Annotated in this window: 22 protein-coding genes and 1 pseudogene; 7 read left to right on the top strand and 16 right to left on the bottom strand. The window is 71.7% G+C overall.

Translation table 11 applies throughout. The features are described 5' to 3' along the window. Window positions 1–151 precede the first annotated feature (151 nt). The 7 genes from ACIQK6_RS34320 to ACIQK6_RS34350 all read right to left on the bottom strand — a co-directional run bounded on the left by ACIQK6_RS34320 (window position 152) and on the right by ACIQK6_RS34350 (window position 7522). Complete coding sequence (locus tag ACIQK6_RS34320) at window positions 152–805, bottom strand: hypothetical protein (protein ID WP_329097462.1); 654 nt, start codon at window positions 803–805, stop codon at window positions 152–154. Continuing rightward, on the bottom strand, window positions 802–1584 hold the full coding sequence (locus tag ACIQK6_RS34325) for an SDR family oxidoreductase (protein ID WP_329097463.1): 783 nt from the start codon (window positions 1582–1584) through the stop codon (window positions 802–804). The genes ACIQK6_RS34320 and ACIQK6_RS34325 overlap by 4 nt, the downstream gene beginning before the upstream one ends. Before the next feature lie 7 nt (window positions 1585–1591). Then, complete coding sequence (locus tag ACIQK6_RS34330) at window positions 1592–2767, bottom strand: MAB_1171c family putative transporter (protein WP_329097465.1); 1176 nt, start codon at window positions 2765–2767, stop codon at window positions 1592–1594. Further along, window positions 2757–3257, bottom strand: a complete 501-nt coding sequence (locus tag ACIQK6_RS34335; RefSeq protein ID WP_329097467.1) for a hypothetical protein — start codon at window positions 3255–3257, stop codon at window positions 2757–2759. Before ACIQK6_RS34335 ends, ACIQK6_RS34330 begins: the two co-directional genes overlap by 11 nt. Window positions 3258–3528: 271 nt before the next feature. After that, complete coding sequence (locus ACIQK6_RS34340) at window positions 3529–5979, bottom strand: Tex family protein (RefSeq protein WP_329097469.1); 2451 nt, start codon at window positions 5977–5979, stop codon at window positions 3529–3531. Between the two features lie 93 nt (window positions 5980–6072). Further along, the gene (locus tag ACIQK6_RS34345; RefSeq protein WP_402696505.1) at window positions 6073–6936 is read right to left on the bottom strand and encodes a hypothetical protein; all 864 of its coding nucleotides are present in this window, start codon (window positions 6934–6936) and stop codon (window positions 6073–6075) included. A gap of 70 nt (window positions 6937–7006) precedes the next feature. Further along, a complete protein-coding gene (locus ACIQK6_RS34350; RefSeq protein ID WP_329097473.1) occupies window positions 7007–7522 on the bottom strand; it encodes a hypothetical protein in 516 nt (171 codons plus the stop codon). A gap of 411 nt (window positions 7523–7933) precedes the next feature. Between ACIQK6_RS34350 and ACIQK6_RS34355 the strand changes: the two genes are divergently transcribed. Beyond that, window positions 7934–9481, top strand: a complete 1548-nt coding sequence (locus ACIQK6_RS34355; RefSeq protein ID WP_402696507.1) for a M1 family metallopeptidase — start codon at window positions 7934–7936, stop codon at window positions 9479–9481. A gap of 57 nt (window positions 9482–9538) precedes the next feature. Here ACIQK6_RS34355 and ACIQK6_RS34360 read toward each other — a convergent pair whose 3' ends face one another. Next, window positions 9539–10435, bottom strand: coding sequence for an oxygenase MpaB family protein (locus ACIQK6_RS34360; RefSeq protein WP_329097477.1), 897 nt, complete (start codon window positions 10433–10435; stop codon window positions 9539–9541). 131 nt (window positions 10436–10566) lie between these two features. Here ACIQK6_RS34360 and sph point away from each other — a divergent pair, with 131 nt between their 5' ends. Further along, window positions 10567–11556: a sphingomyelin phosphodiesterase gene (sph, locus tag ACIQK6_RS34365; RefSeq protein ID WP_329097480.1), complete on the top strand. Its 990-nt coding sequence runs from the start codon at window positions 10567–10569 to the stop codon at window positions 11554–11556. Between the two features lie 157 nt (window positions 11557–11713). Here sph and ACIQK6_RS34370 read toward each other — a convergent pair whose 3' ends face one another. Both ACIQK6_RS34370 and ACIQK6_RS34375 read right to left on the bottom strand, forming a co-directional pair. Continuing rightward, on the bottom strand, window positions 11714–12028 hold the full coding sequence (locus ACIQK6_RS34370; RefSeq protein ID WP_329097481.1) for a 4a-hydroxytetrahydrobiopterin dehydratase: 315 nt from the start codon (window positions 12026–12028) through the stop codon (window positions 11714–11716). Window position 12029: 1 nt separating this feature from the next. Then, complete coding sequence (locus tag ACIQK6_RS34375) at window positions 12030–13295, bottom strand: Twin-arginine translocation pathway signal (protein ID WP_329097483.1); 1266 nt, start codon at window positions 13293–13295, stop codon at window positions 12030–12032. 239 nt (window positions 13296–13534) lie between these two features. On the opposite strand from ACIQK6_RS34375, the gene ACIQK6_RS34380 reads away from it, so the two are divergent. The 3 genes from ACIQK6_RS34380 (at window position 13535) to ACIQK6_RS34390 (ending at window position 14586) form a co-directional block, all read left to right on the top strand. Further along, window positions 13535–13723: a hypothetical protein gene (locus ACIQK6_RS34380; RefSeq protein ID WP_327382271.1), complete on the top strand. Its 189-nt coding sequence runs from the start codon at window positions 13535–13537 to the stop codon at window positions 13721–13723. Window positions 13724–13825: 102 nt separating this feature from the next. Further along, complete coding sequence (locus tag ACIQK6_RS34385) at window positions 13826–14281, top strand: hypothetical protein (protein WP_402696511.1); 456 nt, start codon at window positions 13826–13828, stop codon at window positions 14279–14281. Between the two features lie 14 nt (window positions 14282–14295). Next, window positions 14296–14586, top strand: a complete 291-nt coding sequence (locus ACIQK6_RS34390) for a hypothetical protein (protein ID WP_329097486.1) — start codon at window positions 14296–14298, stop codon at window positions 14584–14586. A gap of 43 nt (window positions 14587–14629) precedes the next feature. On the opposite strand, the gene ACIQK6_RS34395 is transcribed toward ACIQK6_RS34390, so the two are convergent. From ACIQK6_RS34395 to ACIQK6_RS34405, 3 genes and pseudogenes are all read right to left on the bottom strand, one after another. Beyond that, complete coding sequence (locus ACIQK6_RS34395) at window positions 14630–14842, bottom strand: helix-turn-helix transcriptional regulator (protein WP_329097487.1); 213 nt, start codon at window positions 14840–14842, stop codon at window positions 14630–14632. 89 nt (window positions 14843–14931) lie between these two features. After that, window positions 14932–15243: pseudogene (locus ACIQK6_RS34400) on the bottom strand (BCCT family transporter); the annotation flags it as partial. 84 nt (window positions 15244–15327) lie between these two features. Continuing rightward, window positions 15328–17157 (bottom strand): AMP-dependent synthetase/ligase, encoded by a 1830-nt coding sequence (locus ACIQK6_RS34405; RefSeq protein ID WP_329097489.1) that lies wholly within the window; start codon window positions 17155–17157, stop codon window positions 15328–15330. A gap of 85 nt (window positions 17158–17242) precedes the next feature. On the opposite strand from ACIQK6_RS34405, the gene ACIQK6_RS34410 reads away from it, so the two are divergent. Together ACIQK6_RS34410 and ACIQK6_RS34415 are read left to right on the top strand one after the other, a co-directional pair. Beyond that, on the top strand, window positions 17243–17974 hold the full coding sequence (locus ACIQK6_RS34410) for a MerR family transcriptional regulator (RefSeq protein ID WP_328787810.1): 732 nt from the start codon (window positions 17243–17245) through the stop codon (window positions 17972–17974). A 63-nt stretch (window positions 17975–18037) separates the two neighbouring features. Continuing rightward, on the top strand, window positions 18038–18712 hold the full coding sequence (locus tag ACIQK6_RS34415; RefSeq protein ID WP_329097491.1) for a maltokinase N-terminal cap-like domain-containing protein: 675 nt from the start codon (window positions 18038–18040) through the stop codon (window positions 18710–18712). Window positions 18713–18786: 74 nt separating this feature from the next. Here ACIQK6_RS34415 and ACIQK6_RS34420 read toward each other — a convergent pair whose 3' ends face one another. From ACIQK6_RS34420 to ACIQK6_RS34430, 3 genes are all read right to left on the bottom strand, one after another. Further along, window positions 18787–20958, bottom strand: coding sequence for a 3-hydroxyacyl-CoA dehydrogenase NAD-binding domain-containing protein (locus ACIQK6_RS34420; protein ID WP_329097493.1), 2172 nt, complete (start codon window positions 20956–20958; stop codon window positions 18787–18789). 51 nt (window positions 20959–21009) lie between these two features. Next, complete coding sequence (locus tag ACIQK6_RS34425) at window positions 21010–22224, bottom strand: acetyl-CoA C-acetyltransferase (RefSeq protein ID WP_030008979.1); 1215 nt, start codon at window positions 22222–22224, stop codon at window positions 21010–21012. Window positions 22225–22343: 119 nt separating this feature from the next. Beyond that, window positions 22344–23486: an acyl-CoA dehydrogenase family protein gene (locus ACIQK6_RS34430; RefSeq protein ID WP_329097496.1), complete on the bottom strand. Its 1143-nt coding sequence runs from the start codon at window positions 23484–23486 to the stop codon at window positions 22344–22346. Between the last annotated feature and the right edge of the window lie 2 nt (window positions 23487–23488).

Below are 23488 nucleotides of genomic sequence, written 5' to 3' on the forward strand. Positions count from 1 at the left end.
TGCACCACGAGAACGAGTCTGGCCCCACCGCTGACGCGGCGGGGCCAGAACCCAACATCTTCATCAGTTTCCTAGGCCGTCTCTTCCGGATCTTGCCGGTCAAGCCCGCGGCGTCTGGCGCCGTGCATCGCAAGGCGCCGGGAAGCCAGGACTACTGGGCGTAATCCGGCTTTCCGGCAACGCGGCGAGGTGCGGTGCCAGGCGTCGCGGGCGAGGCAAGATCCGGAAGAGACGGCCCAGGGCGGCCGTCCCCGGTGGTGTCCCGCCGGGCGCAGCGTTCGAGCGCCTCGCGCACCCGCCCGGCGGCCTCGTGGTCGTCGGGCGGCAGCCACGCGGCGAGCAGCTCGCCGGCCGCGATCAGCTCCGTCCGGTAGCGGGCCGGCTCCCCGCGCGTGCGGACCGGTAGGCCGACCAGTACGGCGTACGCCTCGGTCAGGCGGCCGGTGGCCAGCTTCCGGCGGATGCCGAACGCCATCCCGCTGCCGAAACCGCCCGCTGTTCCCATGGCCCTGCCCAGCAGGCCGCGGATGCGCTCGCCGGTCCCGTCCAGCGTCACGTGGACGTCGAACACTGCCACGACCTCGAGGAGTTCCCCGAGGAGCGCCTCCTCGCCGGGGGCGAAGTCCCAGAGCTCCCCGGCGCTGCCCAGCCGCTGCTCCGCGTCCGCGCGCGGGATGCCCAGCGCGTCGCACACCGCGAGTGCGGTGTCCCGGAAGTCGGCGCCGACCGCGAGTTCCGCGTACACCGCGGCGGGTGGCAGACCCGATGCCAGGGCAGCGCGGGCCCGCGCCACGGTCCCGGTCACGTGGCCGGGCCGGCCGCCGGGGCCCGGCGCTTGCGGGCCATCCTTCCGGCGACGAAGGTGCGCGGGAGGTGGCGGGCGGCGAGGGCGTAGGCGCGGTAGCGGCGGCCGGTGATGCTGACCGGGCGGCGCAGGGCGAGGTCCTTCAGGGCCCGCGCGACCACGGCCTCCGGCTCCAGCCAGACCGCGTCGCGCAGCGCGCTGACGTCCATGCCGGCCCGCTCCTGGAACTCAGTACGAGTGAAGCCGGGGACCACGGCCAGCACCCGGACCCCGTACGGAGCCATGTCCACCCGGAGGGACTCGCTGAAGGCGGTGATCCAGGCCTTGGCGGCCCCGTAGGTCCCGGTCGGCAGGAGTCCCGCCACCGAGGAGACGTTGAGGACCGCGCCCCGGCGGCGGGCGCGCAGACCCGGCAGCACGGCGTGGGTGAGCCGGAGCGGGACCTTGACCAGCAGGTCGAGCATCCGCTCCTCGTCCTCGACCGGGCTGTACGGGAAGGGCGCGGGCAGCCCGAAGCCCGCGTTGTTGACCAGGATGTCCACGGGCCGAACCGGGTCGGCGAGCCGCTCGGCGACGGCCGCGCAGTCCGCGGGGTCCAGCAGGTCGGCGGGCAGCACCTCGGACGCGGCGGCGTACTCCCGAGCCAATTCGGCGGCGACGGCGTCGAGCCGGTCCTTGTCGCGGGCCACGAGGACCAGGTCGCAGCCCTTGGCGGCGAAGCCGCGGGCGAAGGCCGCGCCCAGTCCGGCGCTGGCCCCGGTGATCAGTACGGTGGTCAAGAGCGTTTCACTTCCCGGTGGTGGCGGGCGCGGCGTAGGCCTGGGCGACGTCGACGAGGAACCGGGCCTCGTCCGCCAGGTCCCCGTCCTCCTGCGAGGTGTGGATCGCGGCGGGCAGTTCCAGCGCCGCCGCCTCGCCCGGCTGTCCGGGCGCCCCGTCGAGCTTGGCCCGCCGGGCCTCCTTCAGTACGCGGGCCAGCGCGGCGGCGGTGGCCCGCTGCTCGGGGACCCCGTCTCCGGTGACCTGGCCGCGGGCCCGTTCCAGGGCGCCCGGGGCCACGTACTCGCCCAGGATCAATATCGCGTCGCGCGTCTCGATGACCTTGCGGTACACGAGCAGGTTGCGCGGGACCGGCGGCCACACCAGCTCCATCACGCGCCAGGCCCGCGGCTTGTTGAGCGCCACGTGCGGCACCGCTTCGACCAGGTCGCGCCACAGCGGCCACAGCCGCCAGGTGGTGGCGATGTCGGCGCAGGTCCGCCGGAGGGTGAACACGGTGGGCACGAGGATCGCGGCGGCGCGCAGCAGGCCGTGCAGGTTCATGAGCAGGGGAAGGGCGGGCATCGCCCAGGTGCTGCCGAACAGGGCCTTGAGCAGGTACGCCAGCCAGAACAGTCCGGCGAGCGCGGTGCCGAGGCCGAACAGTCGCAGCCCCGCGGCCAGGCCCCGGCTCTCGGTACGGCGGCTGTAGCGCGAGCACAGGGCCACGCAGACGATGTTGGCGGTCACGTGCGCGGAGATCAGGACCAGCCAGTACGCGAGGGAGGGCACCGGGTCGCCGACCGGCGGCATGGTGTGCGTGCCGTGGTCGGGCGCGGCCGTGTCCAGGGCCAGGAGCGCGCCGAGCCAGGCCACGGTGGCGACGCAGGCGGTGAGTTGGAGCCGGCGGCCGCGGGTGGTGGCGGCGACGAAGTAGAGGACGGCGCCGGCCGACAGTACCCCGATGAAGTTGCGGACGAGGCCGATGGTGTGGGCGTAGCCCGGGCCGCGGCCCATCGCGTACGAGACGACGTCCGGGAGGTTGAGGGTCATCGCGGCGGCGGCGGTGGCGACGGCCAGCCACAGGCCGCGCTGCTGGGGGGAGCGCAGGGCTCCGGGGGCGCGGAGCAGGACGGCGATCCACAGGCACACCACGCTGGGGACGGCGAGCCAGTTGCCGAAGTCGGTCAGGTCAGTTGCCATCGGTGCCCCGCTCGTACCCCATGGCGGACTCCAGTCGGGCCAGCGTGCCGTGCGCGCCGGTCGCGGACCGCGGACCGGTGTTCGCCGTGCGGATGCGGATCATGCTGGCGAGCATCTCCGCCTCCTGCTCCTGCCGGGTGGTGTAGTTGGTGCGGCCGAGCACCACGGGGGCGTTCCCGTCGCTCTCCTCCCCTTCCAGGGAGTGGTGCCCGAAGAGGATGTGGCCCAGCTCGTGGAGGACGATGTGCTCCCGGTGTAGCGGGGTGGTCTGCGCCTCGTAGAAGACGTAGTCGACGCTGGCCGTGCCCACCCACAGTCCGCAGACCCCGGACTCGGCCGCTTCCTTGGGGAGCGGATGGAGCCGGATGGGACGGCCGCGCCGCTCGGCTATCCGTCGACACAGGTCGTCGAGGGAGAAGGGGTGGGTCAGATCCAGATGGCCGAGAATCTGCTCGCACCTTTTGCGGATGCTGAGTTGCCGGTGGGGCATGTGATCCCTCTTCGGACCCTTTCCGGGGCAACGGCGGTAGGCGTGTATGGGCATGGGCATGACGTCCTGTGCCTTCAAGGCGGCCTCGGGGAATGTGGTCCTGAGGGGAAAACGCGGAAGCCCGTCCGCCGAGTGACGAACGGGCGTTCCACCATGCCTACAGATCTTGTACGCGAATTGGCAAGGCAAGTCCCCAGGTGGGGAAGCTATTCGGCCACTCGCTACGAAGGCCGACACGCGCCGGGTGGCTGCAAGACACCCTTGACGGCTCCTACTTCTTGCGGCGCTCTTCGGGGGCGGTGAGGCCCGCACGGCGCAGGGCGTCGGCCATCGCGCTGTTGGCGGGGGCGGGGGCGCTGCCGCCGCCCTGTCGACGGCCCTGGCCGCCCCGCTCGCCCTGGCCGCCGCGCTCGCCCTGGCCCCGGCCGCCCTCGCGGCCACCGGACCCGCCGCGCTGCTGCGGCGGACGGCCACCGCCGCCACCGCCGCCACCGCCGCCGCGCCGGTCCTCGCGCTGGCGCGGAGCGCCCGCGCCGCGCTCCGCCCCGGCCTCGTCCTCCAGCCGCAGGGTCAGCGAGATCCGCTTGCGCGGGATGTCCACGTCCATGACCTTCACACGGACGATGTCGCCCGGCTTGACCACGTCCCGGGGGTCCTTGACGAAGGTCTTCGACAGCGCCGAGACGTGGGCCAGCCCGTCCTGGTGGACGCCGATGTCGATGAAGGCACCGAAGGCGGCCACGTTGGTGACCACGCCCTCCAGGATCATCCCGGGGGCCAGGTCGCCGATCTTCTCGACGCCCTCCTTGAAGGTGGCCGTCTTGAAGGCGGGACGCGGGTCGCGGCCCGGCTTCTCCAGCTCGCGCAGGATGTCCGTGACGGTGGGCAGGCCGAAGGCCTCGGTGACGAACTGCTCGGGCCGCAGCGAGCGCAGCACGCCCGAGTTGCCGATCAGGGCCGCCACCTCGCTGCCCGCCGTCTTGGCCATGCCCCGGACCACCGGATAGGCCTCGGGGTGCACGCTGGAGAAGTCCAGCGGGTCGTCCCCGCCGCGGATCCGCAGGAAGCCCGCGCACTGCTCGTACGCCTTCGGGCCGAGCCGGGCCACGTCCTTGAGCCCCTTGCGGCTGCGGAAGGGTCCGTTGGCGTCGCGGTGGGCCACGATGTTCTCGGCGAGGCCGCCGCTGATGCCCGAGACCCGCGAAAGCAGCGGCGCGGAGGCGGTGTTGACGTCCACTCCGACGCCGTTCACACAGTCCTCGACGACCGCGTCGAGCGAGCGCGAGAGCTTCACCTCGGACAGGTCGTGCTGGTACTGGCCGACGCCGATCGACTTCGGGTCGATCTTGACGAGCTCGGCGAGCGGGTCCTGCAGGCGGCGGGCGATGGAGACCGCGCCGCGCAGCGACACGTCCATGTCCGGCAGTTCCTGCGAGGCGAAGGCGGAGGCCGAGTACACGGAGGCGCCCGCCTCCGAGACCATCACCTTGGTGAGCTTCAGCTCCGGATGGCGCGTGATGAGGTCCCCGGCCAGCTTGTCGGTCTCGCGGGAGGCCGTGCCGTTGCCGATGGCGACCAGCTCGACGGAGTGTTCCTTCGCGAGGCGGGCGAGCTTGGCGAGGGACTCGTCCCACTTGTTGGCGGGCACGTGCGGGTAGATGACGTCCGTGGCCACGACCTTGCCGGTCGCGTCCACGACGGCGACCTTCACGCCGGTGCGGAAGCCCGGGTCCAGGCCGAGCGTCGCCCGGGTGCCGGCGGGCGCCGCGAGGAGCAGGTCGCGCAGGTTCGACGCGAAGACCCGTACCGCCTCGTCCTCGGCGGCCTGGCGCAGCCGCATCCGCAGGTCGATGCCGAGGTGCACCTGGATCTTCGTGCGCCAGGCCCAGCGGACCGTGTCGCCGAGCCACTTGTCGCCCGGGCGGCCCCGGTCGCCGACACCGAAGCGGCGGGCGATCATGCCTTCGTACGTGGACGGGCCGGGGACCTCGCTCGGCTCCTCCGGCTCCAGGACGAGGTCGAGGACGTCCTCCTTCTCGCCGCGCAGCATGGCGAGGACGCGGTGGGAGGGCAGCGCGGTGAACGGCTCGGTGAAGTCGAAGTAGTCGGCGAACTTGGCGCCCGCCTCCTCCTTGCCCTCACGGACCTTCGCCGCGAGGCGGCCGCGGCCCCACATGCGCTCGCGCAGTTCGCCGATCAGGTCGGCGTCCTCGCCGAACCGCTCGGTGAGGATGGCGCGGGCGCCCTCCAGGGCGGCGGCCGGGTCGGCGACGCCCTTGTCGGCGTCGACGAACGCGGCGGCGGCCGCGGCCGGTTCCACCGACGGGTCGGTCAGCAGGCCCTCGGCGAGCGGCTCCAGACCGGCCTCGCGGGCGATCTGCGCCTTGGTCCGCCGCTTGGGCTTGAAGGGCAGGTAGATGTCCTCCAGCCGGGCCTTGGTGTCGGCCGCGGCGATCCGCGCCGCCAGTTCGTCGGTGAGCTTGCCCTGCTCCCGTACGGAGTCCAGGACCGCCGCACGGCGGTCCTCCAGCTCCCGCAGGTACCGCAGCCGCTCCTCGAGGGTGCGCAGCTGGGCGTCGTCGAGCATCTCGGTCGCTTCCTTGCGGTAGCGCGCGATGAACGGCACGGTGGAGCCGCCGTCGAGCAGCTCGACGGCGGCCTTGACCTGCCGCTCCCGTACGCCGAGCTCCTCGGCGATCCTGCCTTCGATGGACGTCGTCACGATCGGGTCCCGCCTGCCTTCGTTTGCACTGGAAGGCTGCCAATTGTGGCAGGTGGCGGCGTCGGACGGTGGGAGCCCTGCCCGCCCCGCCGGTCAGGCCCGGCTGCGGAGGTCGCGCGGGAAGGCTCCGGCGCCGGTCGCCTGCGCGACGAAGGCGCCGCCGAGTTCGGCGAGGCGGGCCAGCCGCTCCTCGCCCAGGTGCTCGTACGGGGCCGCGTCGAGGCGGTCGGTGTCCGCCTCCAGGCGCTCGCGCACGGCCTGCCCCTCGTCGGTGAGCTCTCCGTCGGCGTCGAGGATGCCGCGCGCACGCAGCCGCTCGGTCGCGGCGTCCAGGTCGGACTGCTCCCAGCCGCGGGTGGCCTTTATCCACTTCGCACTCATGCCGCGGCCGGTGGCGGTGTGGCTGACCAGGGCCTCCACCGGGTCCAGGCCGGCGAGGAGCAGGGCGGCGAGGTGGCCGTCGCCGCGGTGCTCGCGCAGCAGGGTGGTGGCGTGCCACAGCCGCAGGTGCGCGGCCTCGGGTACGGGGAGGTCGGCGTGGGCGGCGTAGAGGGTGCGGGCGTGCCGGGTGCAGCCCTCGGTGGCGAGCACGGCCAGGTCGGCGGCCTCGGCCATCTCGGCCGACTCCACGGTCTCGGTGCCCAGGAGCCGGTGCAGGGTGCTGTCGGCGGCACGCAGCCGGGCGGCGAGGACCTGCTCGGGCGTGGCGGTGTCCCAGACGGCGGGCAGGTGCCGGGTGAGGAGGTCGTGACGGTAGTTGTAGAAGGTGGCGGTCACCGTGCCGGGGCCGACGGCGCCCATGGCGGCGGACCGGCTCGCGAGGTTGACGGCGACCGGGTCCTCGATCCCGAGGGGGGCGAGCTCCTTGGCGAGATCCGGCGAGAAGTAGATCGTCGCGTGCAGCGGGTTGATCGCAGTATGCCAACAGCGACGGGCGGCGAGCGGGTGAAGGGTCATGCCGCGGAGGATACCGACTGTTCGGTACGTCGGACAGGGCGGCCCCCGAGGTCATCGGGCCGGGGCTGTTTCAGCGGCTGGGCAACCGCCAGGACCGGCTCTCCGCGCGCGCCTGCTCGGCGGGCACCTCCCGGACGAGGTGGTAGAGGTTCTCGAAGTACTCCTGCCACCGGTTGGGGTCCGGCAGGGAGTTCTGTGCGCGCCGGGCGCGTTCCACCGCCACCAACGGCTCCATCTTCTCCCACACCGTGATCACCGATCCGCCCAGGTAGCCGGAGACGGGCTCGATGTCCACCACGCCGTGCGTCACGAGAGCGCCGAGGTTGTCGTAGTACCAAGCCAGCTCGCGGACGAGTTCCTGCCCTTCGGCCGGTAGGCCCGCCAGCCCCAGCGACAGGTCGCAGGCGGGCAGTTCCTCGTGGACGAAGCTGCGCGCCCGTGCCAGCCGTACGCTGCGGTGTTCCCTGAACAGGTCCACCACCACGGGCAGCGTGTTGGCATGCTCCGTGAGCCGCAGCTGTCGCCACGACACCGCGCCCGAGATTCCGAGCGCCACCAACGACACCGCCAACGCCGCGATCTCCATTTCTCCCCCTCCGGCCAACACTCACGATCCCCCGTTCCCCGCCCGGGGCCGCCCCACACCGCCGACCGGGCGCGAGGGCGACCAGGCACCCCACAGGGGCGGGTGTGCGGCACGGGGGCGTCGTGTCGATTCGGACGTTCCCGCAGGCGGGACCGGGTGGTCGGGGGCGGCGTCGGATCCGGGTCGCCGGGCGGTCGGACCGCAGGCCGAGGCGGGTGTGCCGGGGCGCCCGGTACGCCCGCGGGCGGCCTCGGCACCGTCCCGTGCGCGTACGCGTGACGGCCGAATGGCGATCGTGTGACAGCAGGGGCCATGGACATGACCTGAGCGGTCACGGGTGAATACGGTCGAGCGACAAGGCCTTGGCCACTCTGTGAACCGATCTGTCTCCCCTACCACTTGGAGCCATTCGTGCACCGCAAAGTCATCGCCCCGAGCGTGCTCGCCGCTTCCCTCCTGCTGGTGATCCCGGCGTCGGCGGCGGGTTCGGGTTCGGGCGCCCCGGGTATCGGCGATCCCTACTACCCGGCCAGCGGCAACGGCGGATACGACGTGTCGCACTACGACCTGCGCCTGCAGTACCAGCCGAAGACGGACCTGCTGGAAGGCACGGCCACCCTGCTGGCCACCGCCAAGCAGGACCTGTCCCGCTTCAACCTGGACTTCGGCCTCCAGGTCAGCGAGATCCGGGTCAACGGGCTCAAGGCGAAGTTCGCCGCGTCCGGCTCCCACGAGCTGGAGGTCACCCCGGCGAAGCCGCTGGCGCGCAACACCCCGCTGTCCGTCGTCGTCAAGTACGCCGGGAAGCCCTCCGAGCTGAAGGTGGACGGCTGGACGGCCTGGCAGCGCACGCCCGACGGCGCGGTCGCGGCGCAGGAGCCCGACTCGGCGGTCTGGTGGTTCCCGAGCAACGACCACCCGCTGGACAAGGCCACCTTCGACATCTCGGTCAACGTGCCCGACGGCACCCAGGCGATCAGCAACGGCGTGCTGCAGTCCCAGACCTCACGGCTCGGCTGGACCCGGTACAACTGGCGTTCCAACAAGCCGCAGGCGACCTACCTGGCCACCCTCGCCGTCGGCAAGTTCGACCTCACCACCGACAAGACGGCGAGCGGGCTGCCGATCCTCAACGCGTACAGCAAGGACCTCGGCGACAACGCCGGCGCGGCGCGCGCGAGCGTGGAGCGGACCGGCGAGGTCACCGAGTGGCTGGAGGGGGTCTTCGGACCGTACCCCTTCAACGCGCTCGGCGGCTACGTGCCGAACGTGACCGCCGGCTTCGCGCTGGAGACCCAGACGCGGCCGTTCTACGGACCGGGGCAGTTCCGCAACGGGGCCAACGTCTCGGTGGTCGTGCACGAGCTGGCCCACCAGTGGTACGGCGACAGCGTGTCCGTCGAGGGCTGGAAGGACATCTGGATCAACGAGGGCTTCGCCCGCTACAGCCAGTGGCTGTGGTCGGAGAAGGAGGGCGAGGGCACGGCGCAGGAGCTGGCCGACTGGGCCTATGCCCTGCGCCCGGCCGAGGACGCGTTCTGGCAGGTCAAGCCGGGTGACCCGGGTCCGGAGAACCAGTTCCACGGGGCCGTCTACGACCGTGGTGGCATCGCCCTGCAGGCGCTGCGCAACGAGATCGGCGACGAGAAGTTCTTCGAGATCCTGAAGGGCTGGCCGACCGAGCGGGCCTACGGGAACGCCAAGGTCGGGGACTTCGTCCGGTACGCCGAGAAGGTCTCGAAGAAGCCCCTCGCGCAGCTCTTCGAGACCTGGCTCTACACCCCGGGCAAGCCGGCCGCCTCGGCCCTGAACCCGTCGGCGGCGGGGCCCTCGGCCCGCTCGTCGCAGCAGTCCGCCCCGGCGAAGCCCGCCGCGGAGCCCAAGTCCTGGAAGAAGATCGCGGAGACCAACACGATCCACGACACCGAGCACGGTTCCGGGCCCGGCCACCGGCACTGAGCCGGCACCGCACGCGGCCCCCGCATCCGGCGGGGGCCGCGTGCGGTGCGGGGGCCGTCAGCGGCGGCCCGCGTGCCAGGCGGCCCGCGCCCGGTGGGCGATCGGCAGGTACCGCAGTCGCTCCGGCAGCAGTGGTACGAGGATCCGTACGACCGTGCTGAACCGCCGGAGCGTGCGCTCCTGGGCCGGGCTCCACTCCAGGCCGATCGCGGCGCGGGCCTCGGGCGGCATGTAGCCGACGGTGACGAAGGCCCGCAGGCGCAGGAACGCAGCACGCAGCACCGGCCAGGTGAGCCGCAGCAGCAGCCGTACGGGGAGCGGTCCGCCCTCGGGCCGGGGCAGCCGCACTTCGGTGGAGATCAGCTCGCGGGCGACCGCGGTGGGCTCGATCTCCTCGGCCAGCATCCGGCCCCAGTACGTCCAGTACTCCTCGATACTCTGCGGCATGTCCCGGTCGTGCAGGCCGAGGATCCGGCCCACCTGGAGCCACTCCTGGTAGAGCTGCCGCTCCTGGGCCGGGGTGAAGCGGCGCAGCAGGTAGCGCCCCGCGTAGACGTAGACCGGGAAGCCGGTGGCGTGCACCCAGGCGTAGCAGGCGGGGTCGAGGGAGTGGTAGCGGCGGCCCCGGGTGTCGGTGCCCTGGATGTCCTTGTGCAGGCGGCGCACCCGGCGGCCCTCCGCCGCCGCCTCCTTCCCGCCGTACACCCACAGCTGGACCGAGCGCAGGGAGCGCTCGCCGCGGCCCCAGGGGTCGGTGCGGAAGACGGAGTACTCGTCGACACCGGCCGCGATCGCGGGGTGGGCGACCTGCATGGTGAAGGCGGCGGGCAGCATCAGCAGGGCGCGGACGTCACCGGCGATGGTCCACAGCACCCCGCCGGGCGGGGGCGGCTCGGGGTCGGTGCGGCGCGTGGCCGCAGGTCCGGCGGGGGGTGCTGAGTCCGTCTTCGTCATACGACAAGTATGCGAGCACCGGACGGCCGTCTCACGGACAGAAAGTCTCTGCACGGGTGTTACCCAGAGGTAACTGCTGCTGCTTGTATGACGGGCGTCGATCTTCCCCCGCAGGAATGACGGAGACCTTCATGCTGCTTTCCACGACCCGCTCGCGCCGCGCCGCCGCCACGGCCGTCGCCGCGGTCGCCGCAGGCGCACTGGCCACCACCACCGCGCCCGCCGCTTCGGCCGCGGAGACCGCCGCCGCCCCCCGGCTCAGCGTCCTGTCGTACAACGTGTTCCTGATGAGCAAGAACCTGTACCCGAACTGGGGCCAGGACCACCGGGCCGCCGAGATCCCCAAGACCTCCTTCTACAAGGGCCACGACGTGGTCGTGCTCCAGGAGGCCTTCGACAACAGCTCCTCGGACGCGCTGAAGGCCAACTCCGCCGTGCAGTACCCGTACCAGACCCCCGTCGTCGGCCGCAGCAAGAGCGGCTGGGACGCCACGGGCGGCGCGTACTCCGCCACCACCCCGGAGGACGGCGGGGTCACGATCCTCAGCAAGTGGCCGATCGTCCGCAAGGAGCAGGTCGTCTACAAGGACGCGTGCGGCGCCGACTGGTGGTCCAACAAGGGCTTCGCCTACGTCGTCCTGAACGTGAACGGCACCAAGGTGCACGTGGTCGGCACGCACGCGCAGTCCACCGACCCCGGCTGCGGCGCGGGCGAGGCCGCGGAGATGCGCGCCCGTCAGTTCCGTGCCGTGGACGCCTTCCTGGACGGGAAGAACATTCCGGCGAGCGAGCAGGTCATCGTGGCGGGCGACCTCAACGTCGACTCGCGCACGCCCGAGTACGCGAGCCTGCTCGCCAACGCCGACCTGGCGGACTCCGACACCCGTACGGGGCACCCGTACTCCTTCGACACCGCGCTGAACTCGATAGCCAACTACCGCTACCCGACCGACCCGCGCGAGGACCTGGACTACGTCCTCTACCGCAAGGGCAACGCCCGCCCGGCGGGCTGGGAGAACAACGTGGTCAAGGAGCAGTCGGCACCCTGGACGGTCTCCAGCTGGGGCACCTCCTACACCTACACCAACCTCTCCGACCACTACCCGCTGATCGGCCGCTAGCCCTGTCGTCCTTGCGCGCCTCACTCGACCTCACCCGGCAGTCAACGAGCGTCATCGACACCGGCTGGGCCAGCCAGTGGTACGGCGTCTCCTGAACAGCACAACACCCCCTTCCGGCCCTTCGGGGTCGGGAGGGGGCGCTTTCGTACGTCCGGGCTCAGTCCAGCGGGAGGGCCTGGTGTGCAGCCACGATCACGTCGATGCGGTGCGCAAGGTCGAAGTCAGCCCGCGTCAGTCGGTTGCCCGCGTCGTGCGTCGTGATCGAGGCACGCAGGTGGTCGATACGGAGGTCGAGGTCGGCGTGATGCTGGATGCGCCGGGACCGGTCTGCGATGGTGACGATCGCGGCCACCGCGGCGTGGTAGCGGATCTCGTACGTCCGGGTGATCGCATCGCCCTCCTGTACCCAGCCCGGCAGCTTCTCCAGGCCTTCGGCGATCTCCTCGTGCGTCAACGGCTTCGGTACACCCATGTCAGCTCCCCTCGTTCACGGGCGCCAGAACCTCCGCGAGGTCCCGGCCTACCGGGGCATCGTGCCACGGCCGCATGGCCCGCTCCAGGCCCCGCAGCTCACGCAGCATGCGGGCCGACCGGGTCTCGGCCGCGATCTCGGCGGCCGCGCGGGCGATCTCGACGGCTTGTTCCGGCTGGCGGGCGCCGGCCGCCGCGGTGGCGTGCCGGGCGAGGTACACGCCGCGGTCCCGGCGGGCCGTCGCGGGTACCTCATCGAGGACCTGCGACCACAGATGCCCGGCCTCCCGGCCGAGGCCGAGCCGCCCGTAGCAGGTGGCCCGTTGCACCTCGAGGTAGCCGGGGGTGCGGCGGCAGGCGTTGCCCCAGGGCAGGTCGTCGTCGACGCGGCAGAGGAGCTCTCCGGCGTCGTCGATGAGCCGGTCGACGGCCGTACGGTCGCCTGTGAGGCTGGCGCCGTGGGCCTGCTGCTGCATCGCCATGATCCGCACCTTCGGGAACAGGCGGTCGTCGTCGAGGGCGGCTTCGCACAGGTCGATGACACCGTGGCCGTCGCCGAGGTCGGTCCGCACGTGGGCGAGGTTGACGAGGCTGTAGCCGATGAGGTGCGGGTCCTGGGACCTGGCCGCTATTTCCTGCGTGATGCCCCGCCAGAACGCGGCCGCGCCGAGGTCGCCGGCGTCTTGGTAGAGCCAGCCGACGAGCGCCGCGTACGCGGCTCCGACGCGCAGCAGCCCGCGCCGGGTCTCGCCCTGCGCGGACCGGACGAGCTTGTCGATGAGCTGGTACTGGGCAGACACGGTGCCGATGAGGTCGTGCGGCCCGAGGAACATGTCGGCCCGGTAGTGGCCCTCCAACTGCTGCTGGAAGTAGTCGATGAGCGCGGGGTCGACGTGCTGCCTGGCGGTAGGGCCAGGCAGGAGCGCGGCCGCGGTGACGTTGACGAAGGTCCTGCGGTTCACGTCTTCCTCTTGGTGTGCCTCGGGGCGGATCCAGCCGGCGGGTGCCGTGAATCCCAGCTCCTCGGGCCACCGTCCGAGCGCGTCATGCAGCACGGTCGCGGTCTCTTCCGGCGGCCAGCCGGGTGCACCGCCTTCCCACCGGCGCCACGTGCGCGCGCTGACGGTGAAATGGGCGTCGTCGAGGAACCGTTGGCCGTGCGCCTGCAGCGCGCCGGCGGCCTGTTCGATGCTGCGCCACCCGACCCGGAGTCGGGCGGCCCTGAGCGCGTCGTTTCGGGGGCTCACGGCCCCAGTGTGAGGTGTCATCGCGTCTGTCCCCGGCCGTGGCCGCTACGTGGCCACCGATGGCCACGCGATGGCCTATCTGCCCATCTGCGTGCCCGCCCATCATCCTCCTATGACGACGAGCAGCGCAGACGAACAGCACCGCAGAACAGGCGTGTTGCCGGAACTGTGGCCGGGGCCCAGTGCTGAGCTGGTGACTCGTGCGGCTGTCGGCTGGGAGCGGTTCCTTCGCTCCGCGGCAAAGCACGTGGAGCCGTCCGATGACTGAAACGTACGAGTACCAGCCTCACCGGCTGCTACGTGAGCGGGTCCGCGACATCGCCTCCGGCATCGAGGGCCAGCTCATGGCCGTCATCACCGAGGGCGTCAACGACATCGCGTACATCAGGAAGTCGGACGGCCGGGAGTTCACGACCGCCGCGGCCAACGTGCAGGCAGCCGGCCAGTGAGTGTGCTCGGGCGTCAGGCCCTGTACGTCGCGATCGGGTTCGGCGTGCTCGCCGTGATCGTCGTCGGCACCTGTTGATCTGACCAACCAACGAGGAGACCCCATGGCCAGCCCACCCCCGCCCCCATGTAGTGCCGGTAAGGGCGAAACCCCGACTCCGGCTATCGGCGCCACCCTCACAGCGCCCCGCCGCACCAGCGACCCGTGCAGCCTTCTCTCCGCCGACGACTTCACGACCGTCACGGCCACTCTGGCCCGCCAGCACCCCGAGCTGGGCTGGGTCGCCGCAGAGCAGCGGGTGGTCGAGGCCCTGAAGTTCGTCGCCACGGTCGCGCACAGCACTGCCGCCGATCTCGCCCCCTCCGGCCCGGTCGATGCCGGCTGGCACGCCCTGATCTCCTGCACCGTGGTCTACGCCGAACTGTGCGCGCGGTTGGGTACGGTCGTCCACCACCACCCCGAGGTCACCGGGGCGGCAACTCCCGCACCCGGCTGGTTGGACCGCACCACGGCCGCGATCGAGGCCGCCGGGTACGACATCGCCACGGACCTGTGGTGATCACCACCGAGTACGTGACGTCGACAACCGACGTCGTCGCCTGTGAGGCCTGCTGGGTCGAACTGGTCGAAGCCGTTCGCACGACGGCACACAGTCACGGCCGGGACCTGCTGTGCATCCCCTGCGCCGAGGCCGGCTATCCGCCCCGCGTCACCCTGTTCCCCCCGCTCGGAATCTACGGACTCAACGGAAGGAAGCTGAAGATGGGCAAGCACGGCTCCGGAAGCCCGAAGCTGCCGCCGGATCCCGGCCCGCCGCTGCCGTCTCCGCCGCCCACCCCGACACCCGGCCGCCCGCCGGTGTAGGGCCGTGAGACTGCCCCGGCCGGCAATCCCCCGTCGGCCGGAGCTACTCGCGGACCAGCTGTGCGAGCGGTACACCGATGGCGTCGGCAGTGAGGATGAGGGTGTCGAGGCGAGCCGCGGCATGACCGCCCTCGATGCGATTGAGCGTGTGCCGTTCGATGCCGGCCCGCCGGGCGACCTCCTCTTGGGTGAGGTGCGCGCGCCGGCGCGCTGCCCGAATGTTTTCGCCGATCTGCCTGCGGCGGGTGAGTACCAACTCGTCCGACCGCTACCCGCTGATCGGACGCTAGGGAGACGGCGTCCTGTCGGACCGGGCCGGTGGCGCCCGGTCCGACAGCACCGCCGTCAGCGCCGGCCGCCGGGTGGCGGGGACGCGGAGGGCGGCTCGGCCGCGTCGACCTCCGGATCGCCGGACGGGCCGATGCGGATCTCGAATTCGCCGCCGTACTCCTCGTGGCCCGCGGCCACGGCCACGGCCACGGCTTCCTCGCCCCGTTCGCCCTGGATGATCAGCGGGTCCCGGCGCAGGTCCCGCATGAGTGCCACGCACATACCGATCATGACCAGGGTGAACGGCGCCGCCACGAGGATCGTCAGGTTCTGCAGTCCGGCGAGCGCGTCGCCCTCGCCGTTGCCGATGAGCAGCATGACGGCCGCGCGGCGGCTCACCCGCTCCGCTCCCCCGGTGCGGTGAGCGCGGATCCGGCCCACCGCACCGGTGCGCCCGGGCTACACCGTCCCCTACGGCTCCTCGTACAGGCCCTCGATCAGTGCGCCGTACTTGTCGCGGACCACCCGGCGGCGGAGCTTGAGCGAAGGGGTGAGCTCCCCGGTCTCGGGGCCCCACTCCTCGGTCAGCAGCCGGTACCGCTTGATCTGCTCGGTCCGGTTGAGCCGGGCGTTGGCCGCCTCCACCGCGCGGGCGATCTCCTCCCGGACGGCGGGGTGGGCGGCGAGCTCGGCCGGGGAGGCCGCCTCGATGCCCCGGGTGACGGCCCAGACCGGGGCCAGCTCCGGGTCCAGGACCAGCAGGGCCACGAGGTAGGAGCGGCCGTCGCCGTGCACCAGGGCCTGCCCGATCAGCGGGTGTTCCTTGACCGTGTTCTCCACCAGGGCGGGCGAGACGTTCTTGCCGTTCGAGGTGATGATCAGTTCCTTCTTGCGGTCGGTCAGCCAGAGGAACCCGTCCTCGTCGACCCGGCCGATGTCCCCCGTCGGGAACCAGCCCGCGTCGTCGGCGGCGCTCTCCACCGAGCCGTCCGGCCGTAGGTAGCCGCCGAAGACGGTCGCCCCGCGGGTGAGGATCTCCCCGTCCTCGGCCAGTCTCAGCTCCAGCCCCTCGATCGGGCGGCCGACCGAGCCGAGCCGGAAGCCGTCCGGGCTGTTGACCGTGCACACGCCCGAGGTCTCGGTGAGCCCCCAGGCGTCCATGATGGTGATGCCCCAGCCGGCCCAGAAGCGGACCACGTCGATCGGCATCGGCGCGGTGGCGCTGGCCGTCCACATCAGCCGGTCCATGCCCGCCAGCCCCAGCAGCGGGTCCAGCACCTGCTCCTTGGCCCGGGCGTACGAGGCTTCGAGCGCGGCCGGCACCTCCTCGGCGCGCTCGCGGTGGGCGGCCCGGGCGCGGGCCAGGTCGCCCGCCGCCTCGATGGCCGCGCGCTGCTCTTCGGGGAGCTGCGCGAGGACCGCGCGGACCGAGGCGGCGAGCTTCTCCCACACCCGGGGCACTCCGAAGAACTGCACCGGGTGCAGCTCGCGGACCGCCCCCGAGACGGCGGCGGGGTCGGCGCACAACCGTACGTGCGAGGCCCGCAGCAGGGGCAGGTAGATGCCGAGGACGCGCTCGGCGATGTGCGCGAAGGGCAGGTAGCAGATGTGCTCGGCGTGCTCGGGCAGGTCCACGTGCCGGTCGAGGCGGATCGCCTGGAGCATGAGGTTGCGGTGGGTCAGCCGCACGCCCTTCGGGTCGCCGGTGGTGCCCGAGGTGTAGACGACGGTCAGCGGGTCCTCGGGGCGCGTCTCCTGCCAGGCCTTCTCGAAGTCGTCGGCGCGGTGGAGCCGGGCCCCGCCGGAGTACAGGGAGCCGTAGGTGGAGTGCCCGCCGGCCTCGGCGGCTTCGGCCACGACGAGACGCTCCAGGGGCACGTCCGGGTCGGCCAGCAGCGGCTCCCACCGCGCGAGTTCGCGGGCGCCCTCGACGACGGCGACCCGGGCCCGGCTGTGACGGGCGATGTGGGCTATCTGCTCGGGCGCGGAGGTCCCGTACACGGTGACGGGGACGGCGCCGAGGTGGACGAGGGCGAGGTCGCTGAGCCAGTGCTCGGGGCGGTTGCCCATCATCATCAGCACGTGTTCGCCGCGCTCGACGCCGAGGGCGGCGTATCCGGAGGCGAGGACGGCGACCTTGCGGCGCACCTCGCTCCAGGTGAGGGTCGTCCACCCGGCGGCGTCGGGGCCGGCCCGCCAGGAGAGGGCGGGCAGCTCCCCGTACTCGGCGGCGTTGCGGGCCAGCAGGGCCGGCAGGGTGATCTCTTCGGGTCGTCCGGGCAGTCGCAGGTTCGTGGTCATGGGCAGCTCCTGGCCGTTTCACATCGTTGGTGCGACAGCAATACTGTTGAACCCAAGCTGTGGAGCAGAGAGCGAGGCGCAGACGATGGCCGACCAGGCACCCGAGCCGATGCTCACCGTCGACGAGCTGGCGGCCAGGGCGGGCGTCACCGTGCGCACCGTTCGTTTCTACAGCACCCGCGGGCTTTTGCCCCCTCCCGTGATCGGCCCTCGTCGGGTGGGGCACTACGGGCCGGAGCACCTGTCCCGGCTGGCCTTGATCGAGGAGCTGCAGCACCAGGGCATGACCCTGTCCGCCATCGAGCGCTATCTGGACGCGCTGCCCGACGACCTGAGCGCCCACGACCTGGCCATCCACCGCGCGATGGTGGCCAGTTGGGCTCCGGACGCGGCCCAGGAGGTGTCGCGGGAGGAGCTGGAGAAGCGGGTGGGGCGGAGCCTCGCCGACACCGATGTCCGGCGACTGACGGCGATGAACGTGCTCGCCGCCTCGGGGGACGGGTTCCGGGTGGACGTCGGGCTGCTGCGGCTCGGAGTGGCGCTGCTCGACGTACCGATCGCCCACGAGACGATCCTGGCGGCGCGCCGGGTGCTGATGGAGCACACCAGGTCGGCGGCGCACGAGCTGACGGCGCTGTTCCGGGACGAGGTGTGGGGGCCGTTCACGGAGGGCGAGAGCGATCCGGAGCGGGTGGAGTCGATGAAGGCGCTCTCGGCGCACATGCAGCCGATGGTGGTCCAGGCGCTGGTGACTGCCTTCCAGCGGTCGCTGCGGGAGGAACTGCGGGCGGCGTTCGCCTCGGAACCGGAACGGTAGGGGAGGTGGCCGGACGGCCGCACGGCCGGTCGGCGTCCCTGCCGCCCGGGTAGCTTGTGGATCATGGCTGTCATTCACCGCACCACCATGTCGCCCGGCAAGCTCGAACTCCTGGCCGACTGGCTCCCCCGGCGCCCCTGGTACCGGGGCGGCCCGGGTACCCCGCAGCTCGCCAAGGCCGGCGGTTTCCGGCTCGACGACCCCGAGGGCGAGGTGGGCATCGAGTTCATGGTGGTCACCGACACCGCCGGGGACGATCCGGTGACCTACCTGGTCCCGCTGACCTACCGCGGGGCTCCGCTCGAGGGGGCCGGGGCCGGCCTGATCGGCACCTCCGAGCACGGTGTGCTGGGCCGTCGCTGGATCTACGACGGGACCCACGACGTCGTCCTGGTCGAGCAGTTGCTGGCCCTACTGGCGGGACGTACGACGGCCCAGGACCAGAACGAGAGCGGCGTCCCCGACCCGACGGTCGAGGTCCGTACCGAGGGGGCCGGGGTGCCGCAGGGCCTGACCGGCCCCGGGACCGTGACGGACACCGCCGACGCGAGCCTCGTCACCGTGGGCCCGGCCGGGCGGGAACGACCCGTGACGACCCTGGCCGTGTCCCGCGTGCTGCACGACGGTCCCGCCCCCGCCGGGGACGGCGTACCGGCACGCGTCCTGGCCGGCTGGTCCGCCCCGGACGGGGCGTACCAGCACGGGCTGTTCGCCCACCTGGCCGCGTTCGCGGGCTGACCGGAAGGCACCGGAAGAAACCGGAAGGACAGCCCCGGGCCCGCTCGCGGGCGGGCCCGGGGAGTGCCGCGCGATCAGTCCGTGTAGGTCTCGCCGCGCTCCGACTTCGCGACCAGCGAGGCCGGCGGGATGAAGCGCTCGCCGTACTGGTCGGCGAGCTCGCGGGCACGGGCCACGAAGCCGGGCAGGCCGCCCTCGTAGCCGTTGACGTACTGGATCACGCCGCCCGTCCAGGCCGGGAAGCCGATGCCCATGATGGAGCCGATGTTGGCGTCGGCGATCGAGGTGAGCACGCCCTCGTCGAGGCAGCGGACGGTGTCCAGGGCCTCCGAGAAGAGCATCCGCTCCTTCATGTCCTCGAACGGGATCTCGTACCCCGGCTTGGCGAAGTGCTCGCGCAGGCCCGGCCAGATGCGGGCGCGCTTGCCGGCCTCGTCGTACTCGTAGAAGCCGGCCCCGCCGCTGCGCCCGGGGCGGCCGAACTCGTCCACCATGCGGTCGATGACGGCGTCCGCGGGGTGCTCGGTCCACGCCCTGCCCTCGGCCTCGAAGGCCTTGCGGGTCTCGTTGCGGATCTTGCGCGGCAGGGTGAGGGTGAGCTCGTCCATCAGCGAGAGCACCTTGGCCGGGTATCCGGCCTGGGCTGCCGCCTGCTCGATCGAGGCGGGCTCCACGCCCTCGCCGATCATCGCGACGCCCTCGTTGATGAACTGGCCGATGACGCGCGAGGTGAAGAAGCCGCGCGAGTCGTTGACCACGATCGGGGTCTTGTTGATCTGGCGGACCAGGTCGAAGGCGCGGGCGATGGCCTCGTCGCCGGTCCGCTCCCCCTTGATGATCTCCACCAGCGGCATCTTGTCCACGGGCGAGAAGAAGTGCAGCCCGATGAAGTCGACCGGCCGCGAAACGCCTTCCGCGAGGCCCGTGATGGGAAGCGTGGAGGTGTTGGAGCACAGCAGTGCGTCCGGCTCGATGACGTCCTGGATCTCCTGGAACACCTTGTGCTTGAGGGAGGTGTCCTCGAAGACGGCCTCGATGACGGCGTCGCAGCCCGCGAGGTCGGCCGCGTCGGCGGTCGGGGTGATCCGGGCGAGCAGCTCGGCGCGCCCCGCCTCGGTGGTCCGGCCCCGGGAGAGCGCCTTGTCGAGCAGCTTCTCGGAGTACGCCTTGCCCTTGGCGGCGGCATCGAGCGAGACGTCCTTCAGCACCACCTCGATGCCCGCGCGGGCGCAGGAGTAGGCGATGCCCGCGCCCATCATCCCGGCGCCGAGGACGGCAACCTTGCGGACCTTGCGGGGCTCAATGCCCTGCGGGCGGCTGCGGCCCGCGTTGACGGCCTGGAGGTCGAAGAAGAACGCCTGGATCATGTTCTTGGCGGTCTGGCCGATGACCAGCTCGGTGAAGTAGCGGGCCTCGATGGTCAGCGCGGTCTCGAAGTCGACCTGGGAGCCCTCGACGGCGCAGGCCAGGATGTTGCGCGGGGCCGGGTACGGGGCCCCGTTCAGCTGCTTCTTCAGGTTGGCGGGGAAGGCCGGGAGGTTCGCGGCGAACCGCGGGTTGGACGGCGTACCGCCCGGAATCTTGTAGCCGGGTACGTCCCAGGGCTGCTTCGACTCGGGGTTCGCGTCGATGAAGGCGCGGGCCTTGGTCAGCATCTCTTCGGGGGTGGCGGCCAGTTCGTGCACGAGGCCGTTGTCCAGGGCGCGCTGCGGGGTGTACTGGGTGCCCTGGAGCAGCACCTTGAGCAGCGCGTCGGCGATGCCCATCAGGCGCACGGTACGGGTGACGCCGCCACCGGCGGGGAGCAGGCCGAGGGTGACCTCGGGCAGGCCGATCTTGGAGCCGGGCGCGTCGAGGGCGACGCGGTGGTGGGAGGCGAGGCAGATCTCGTAACCGCCGCCGAGGGCCGCACCGTTGATGGCCGCGACGACGGGCTTGCCAAGGGTCTCGATGCGGCGCAGGGAGCGCTTGATCTCGGTGCCGGTGTCGAAGGCGAGCTGCGCGTGCTCCGGGCGGAGCCGGATCATGTCCTTGAGGTCGCCGCCCGCGAAGAAGGTCTTCTTGGCGGAGGTGTAGATGATGCCGCGGATGGAGTCCTTCTCGGCCTCGGCGCGGTCGGCGATCGCCGCAATGGAGTCCTTGAAGGCCTGGTTCATCGTGTTGGCGGACTGGCCCGGGTCGTCGAGGATCAGGGTGACGACGCCGGTCTCGTCCTGTTCCCAGCGGATCGTGGTGGACTCGCTCATGGTCACTGCTTTCGTTTCGGAAGGTCCGGTGGGCAGGGGGAACAGGGCGGATCAGAGGCGTTCGACGATGGTGGCGACGCCCATGCCGCCGCCGACGCAGAGGGTGACGAGCCCGTAGCGCTTGTCCTGGCGCTCCAGCTCGTCGACGATCGTGCCGAGGATCATCGCGCCGGTGGCGCCGAGCGGGTGGCCGAGCGCGATGGCGCCGCCGTTGACGTTGACCTTGTCGAGGGACAGGCCCATGTCCTTGACGAAGCGCAGGACGACGCCCGCGAAGGCCTCGTTGATCTCGACCAGGTCGATGTCGTCGATGGTCAGGCCGGCCTTGGCCAGGGCCTTGCGGGTGGCCGGGGCGGGGCCGGTGAGCATGATGGTGGGCTCGGAGCCGGAGACGGCCGCCGAGACGATGCGGGCGCGGGGGGTGAGGCCGTTCCGCTCCCCCGCCTCGCGGGAGCCGATGGCGACGAGCGAGGCGCCGTCGACGATGCCGGAGGAGTTGCCGGCGTGGTGGACGTGGTCGATCTTCTCGACCCAGTGGTACTTCTGCAGCGCGACCGCGTCGAAGCCGCCGAGCTCGCCGATGTCCGCGAAGGAGGGCTTCAGCTTGGCGAGCGTGTCGGCGGTGGTGCCCGGGCGGACGAACTCGTCGTGGTCCAGGACGATCAGACCGTTGCGGTCGGTGACCGGGACCACGGACTTCGCGAAACGGCCGTCCTTGATGGCCGCGGCGGCCCGCTCCTGCGACAGGGCGGCGTATTCGTCGACGTCACGCCGGGAGAAGCCCTCGATGGTGGCGATCAGGTCGGCGCCGATGCCCTGCGGGACGAAGCCGGTGTCCCAGTTGGTCATCGGGTCGGCGAACCAGGCACCGCCGTCGGAGGCCATGGGGACGCGGGACATGGACTCCACGCCGCCCGCGAGGACCAGGTCCTCCCAGCCGGAGCGGACCTTCGCGGCGGCCAGGTTGACGGCCTCCAGGCCCGAGGCGCAGAAGCGGTTCTCCTGTACGCCGGCCACGGTGTCCGGGAGCCCGGCGGCGATGGCCGCGATACGCGCGATGTCGGAGCCCTGGTCGCCGACGGGGCCGACGACGCCGAGCACGATGTCGTCGATGGTGGCGGGGTCCAGGCCGGGGTTGCGCTCGCGCAGGGCGTCGATGAGTCCGACGACCAGGTCGATCGGCTTGGTGCCGTGCAGGGCGCCATTGGCCTTGCCGCGACCGCGCGGAGTGCGGATCGCGTCGTATACGTAAGCTTCGGTGCTCACTGGTCAAGCCTTTCGGAGGTGTCCAAGGAGGAGGTTTCCAGAGGGAGTTGTCTACGGGGAGGCGCCTACGAGGCGGTGCCCACGGGGAGGCACCTGCGCGCAGGCGCGCACGGGGAAGGTCAGCCGAGCAGCGAACGGCCGATGATCTCCTTCATGATCTCGGTCGTGCCGCCGTAGATGGTCTGGATGCGGCCGTCGGTGAAGGCCCGGGCGACCCGGTATTCGGTCATGTAGCCGTAGCCGCCGTGGAGTTGCAGGCACCGGTCGGCGACGCGCTTTTGCAGCTCGGTAGCCCACCACTTGGCCATAGAGGCGTGCACGTGGTCCAGTTCGCCGTTGGAGTGGTCCGTGATGCAGCGGTCGAGGAAGGTCCGGGTGACGGCGACCTCGGTGGCCATCTCCGCTATCTCGAACCGGATGTGCTGCAGCTTGGCCAGCGGACGGCCGAAGGCCTCGCGCTCCTTCACGTACTGGGTGGTGATCTCCAGCAGGTGCTCGGCGGCGGCGATGCCGGCCATCGCTATGCCCATCCGCTCCTGCGCGAGATTGGTCATCAGGTGGACGAAAGCACCGTTCAGCTCGCCGAGCAGGTTCTCCTTCGGGACGCGCACGTCGTGGAAGAACAGCTCGGCGGTGTCCTGGGACTTCTGGCCGATCTTGTCGAGGTTGCGGCCGCGCTCGAAGCCCTCCGCGCCGCGCTCGACGACCAGCAGCGACAGGCCGTGCGCCCCGCCCTCGGGGGTGGTCTTCGCGACGACGATCACCAGGTCGGCCAGGATGCCGTTGGAGATGAAGGTCTTGGAACCGTTCAGCACCCAGTGGTCGCCGCGGTCCTCAGCGGTGGTCCGGATCCCCTGGAGGTCGGAGCCCGCGCCCGGTTCCGTCATCGCGATGGCGGTGATGGTCTCCCCGGAGCAGAAGCCGGGCAGCCAGCGGCGCTTCTGCTCCTCGGTGGCGAGCGAGGTCAGGTAGGGCCCGATGATGTCGTTGTGCAGGCCGATGGCCAGCCCGGGGGCGCCCGCGCGGGTGAACTCCTCGGCGATCACGGCGGCGTAGCGGAAGTCGGTGTTCCCGCCGCCTCCGTACTCCTCCGGGACGGCGAGGCCCAGCAGCCCCTGCCGGCCCGCGGCCCGCCAGGCCTCGCGGCTGACGATGCCGTCCTTCTCCCACTGTTCGTAGTGCGGCAGCACCTCCTTGCTGAGGAAGGTGCGTACGGTCTCGCGGAACGCCTCGTGGTCGGCGTCGAAGATGCGTCGTTGCATCG

This window comes from Streptomyces sp. NPDC091682 (assembly GCF_044756625.1).
Classification (GTDB): Bacteria; Actinomycetota; Actinomycetes; order Streptomycetales; family Streptomycetaceae; genus Streptomyces.

Bases quoted from the DNA above. Each gene is read 5' to 3' on its own strand.
- ACIQK6_RS34360 (WP_329097477.1), bottom strand. From the start codon at position 10,435: ATGACGAAGACGGACTCAGCACCCCCCGCCGGACCTGCGGCCACGCGC.
- ACIQK6_RS34335 (WP_329097467.1), bottom strand. From the start codon at position 3,257: ATGCCCCACCGGCAACTCAGCATCCGCAAAAGGTGCGAGCAGATTCTC.
- ACIQK6_RS34385 (WP_402696511.1), top strand. From the start codon at position 13,826: ATGGCCAGCCCACCCCCGCCCCCATGTAGTGCCGGTAAGGGCGAAACC.
- ACIQK6_RS34405 (WP_329097489.1), bottom strand. From the start codon at position 17,157: ATGACCACGAACCTGCGACTGCCCGGACGACCCGAAGAGATCACCCTG.
- ACIQK6_RS34375 (WP_329097483.1), bottom strand. From the start codon at position 13,295: ATGACACCTCACACTGGGGCCGTGAGCCCCCGAAACGACGCGCTCAGG.
- ACIQK6_RS34350 (WP_329097473.1), bottom strand. From the start codon at position 7,522: ATGGAGATCGCGGCGTTGGCGGTGTCGTTGGTGGCGCTCGGAATCTCG.
- ACIQK6_RS34330 (WP_329097465.1), bottom strand. From the start codon at position 2,767: ATGGCAACTGACCTGACCGACTTCGGCAACTGGCTCGCCGTCCCCAGC.
- ACIQK6_RS34410 (WP_328787810.1), top strand. From the start codon at position 17,243: ATGGCCGACCAGGCACCCGAGCCGATGCTCACCGTCGACGAGCTGGCG.
- ACIQK6_RS34430 (WP_329097496.1), bottom strand. From the start codon at position 23,486: ATGCAACGACGCATCTTCGACGCCGACCACGAGGCGTTCCGCGAGACC.
- ACIQK6_RS34370 (WP_329097481.1), bottom strand. From the start codon at position 12,028: ATGGGTGTACCGAAGCCGTTGACGCACGAGGAGATCGCCGAAGGCCTG.
- ACIQK6_RS34345 (WP_402696505.1), bottom strand. From the start codon at position 6,936: ATGACCCTTCACCCGCTCGCCGCCCGTCGCTGTTGGCATACTGCGATC.
- ACIQK6_RS34415 (WP_329097491.1), top strand. From the start codon at position 18,038: ATGGCTGTCATTCACCGCACCACCATGTCGCCCGGCAAGCTCGAACTC.
- sph (WP_329097480.1), top strand. From the start codon at position 10,567: ATGCTGCTTTCCACGACCCGCTCGCGCCGCGCCGCCGCCACGGCCGTC.
- ACIQK6_RS34380 (WP_327382271.1), top strand. From the start codon at position 13,535: ATGACTGAAACGTACGAGTACCAGCCTCACCGGCTGCTACGTGAGCGG.
- ACIQK6_RS34420 (WP_329097493.1), bottom strand. From the start codon at position 20,958: ATGAGCGAGTCCACCACGATCCGCTGGGAACAGGACGAGACCGGCGTC.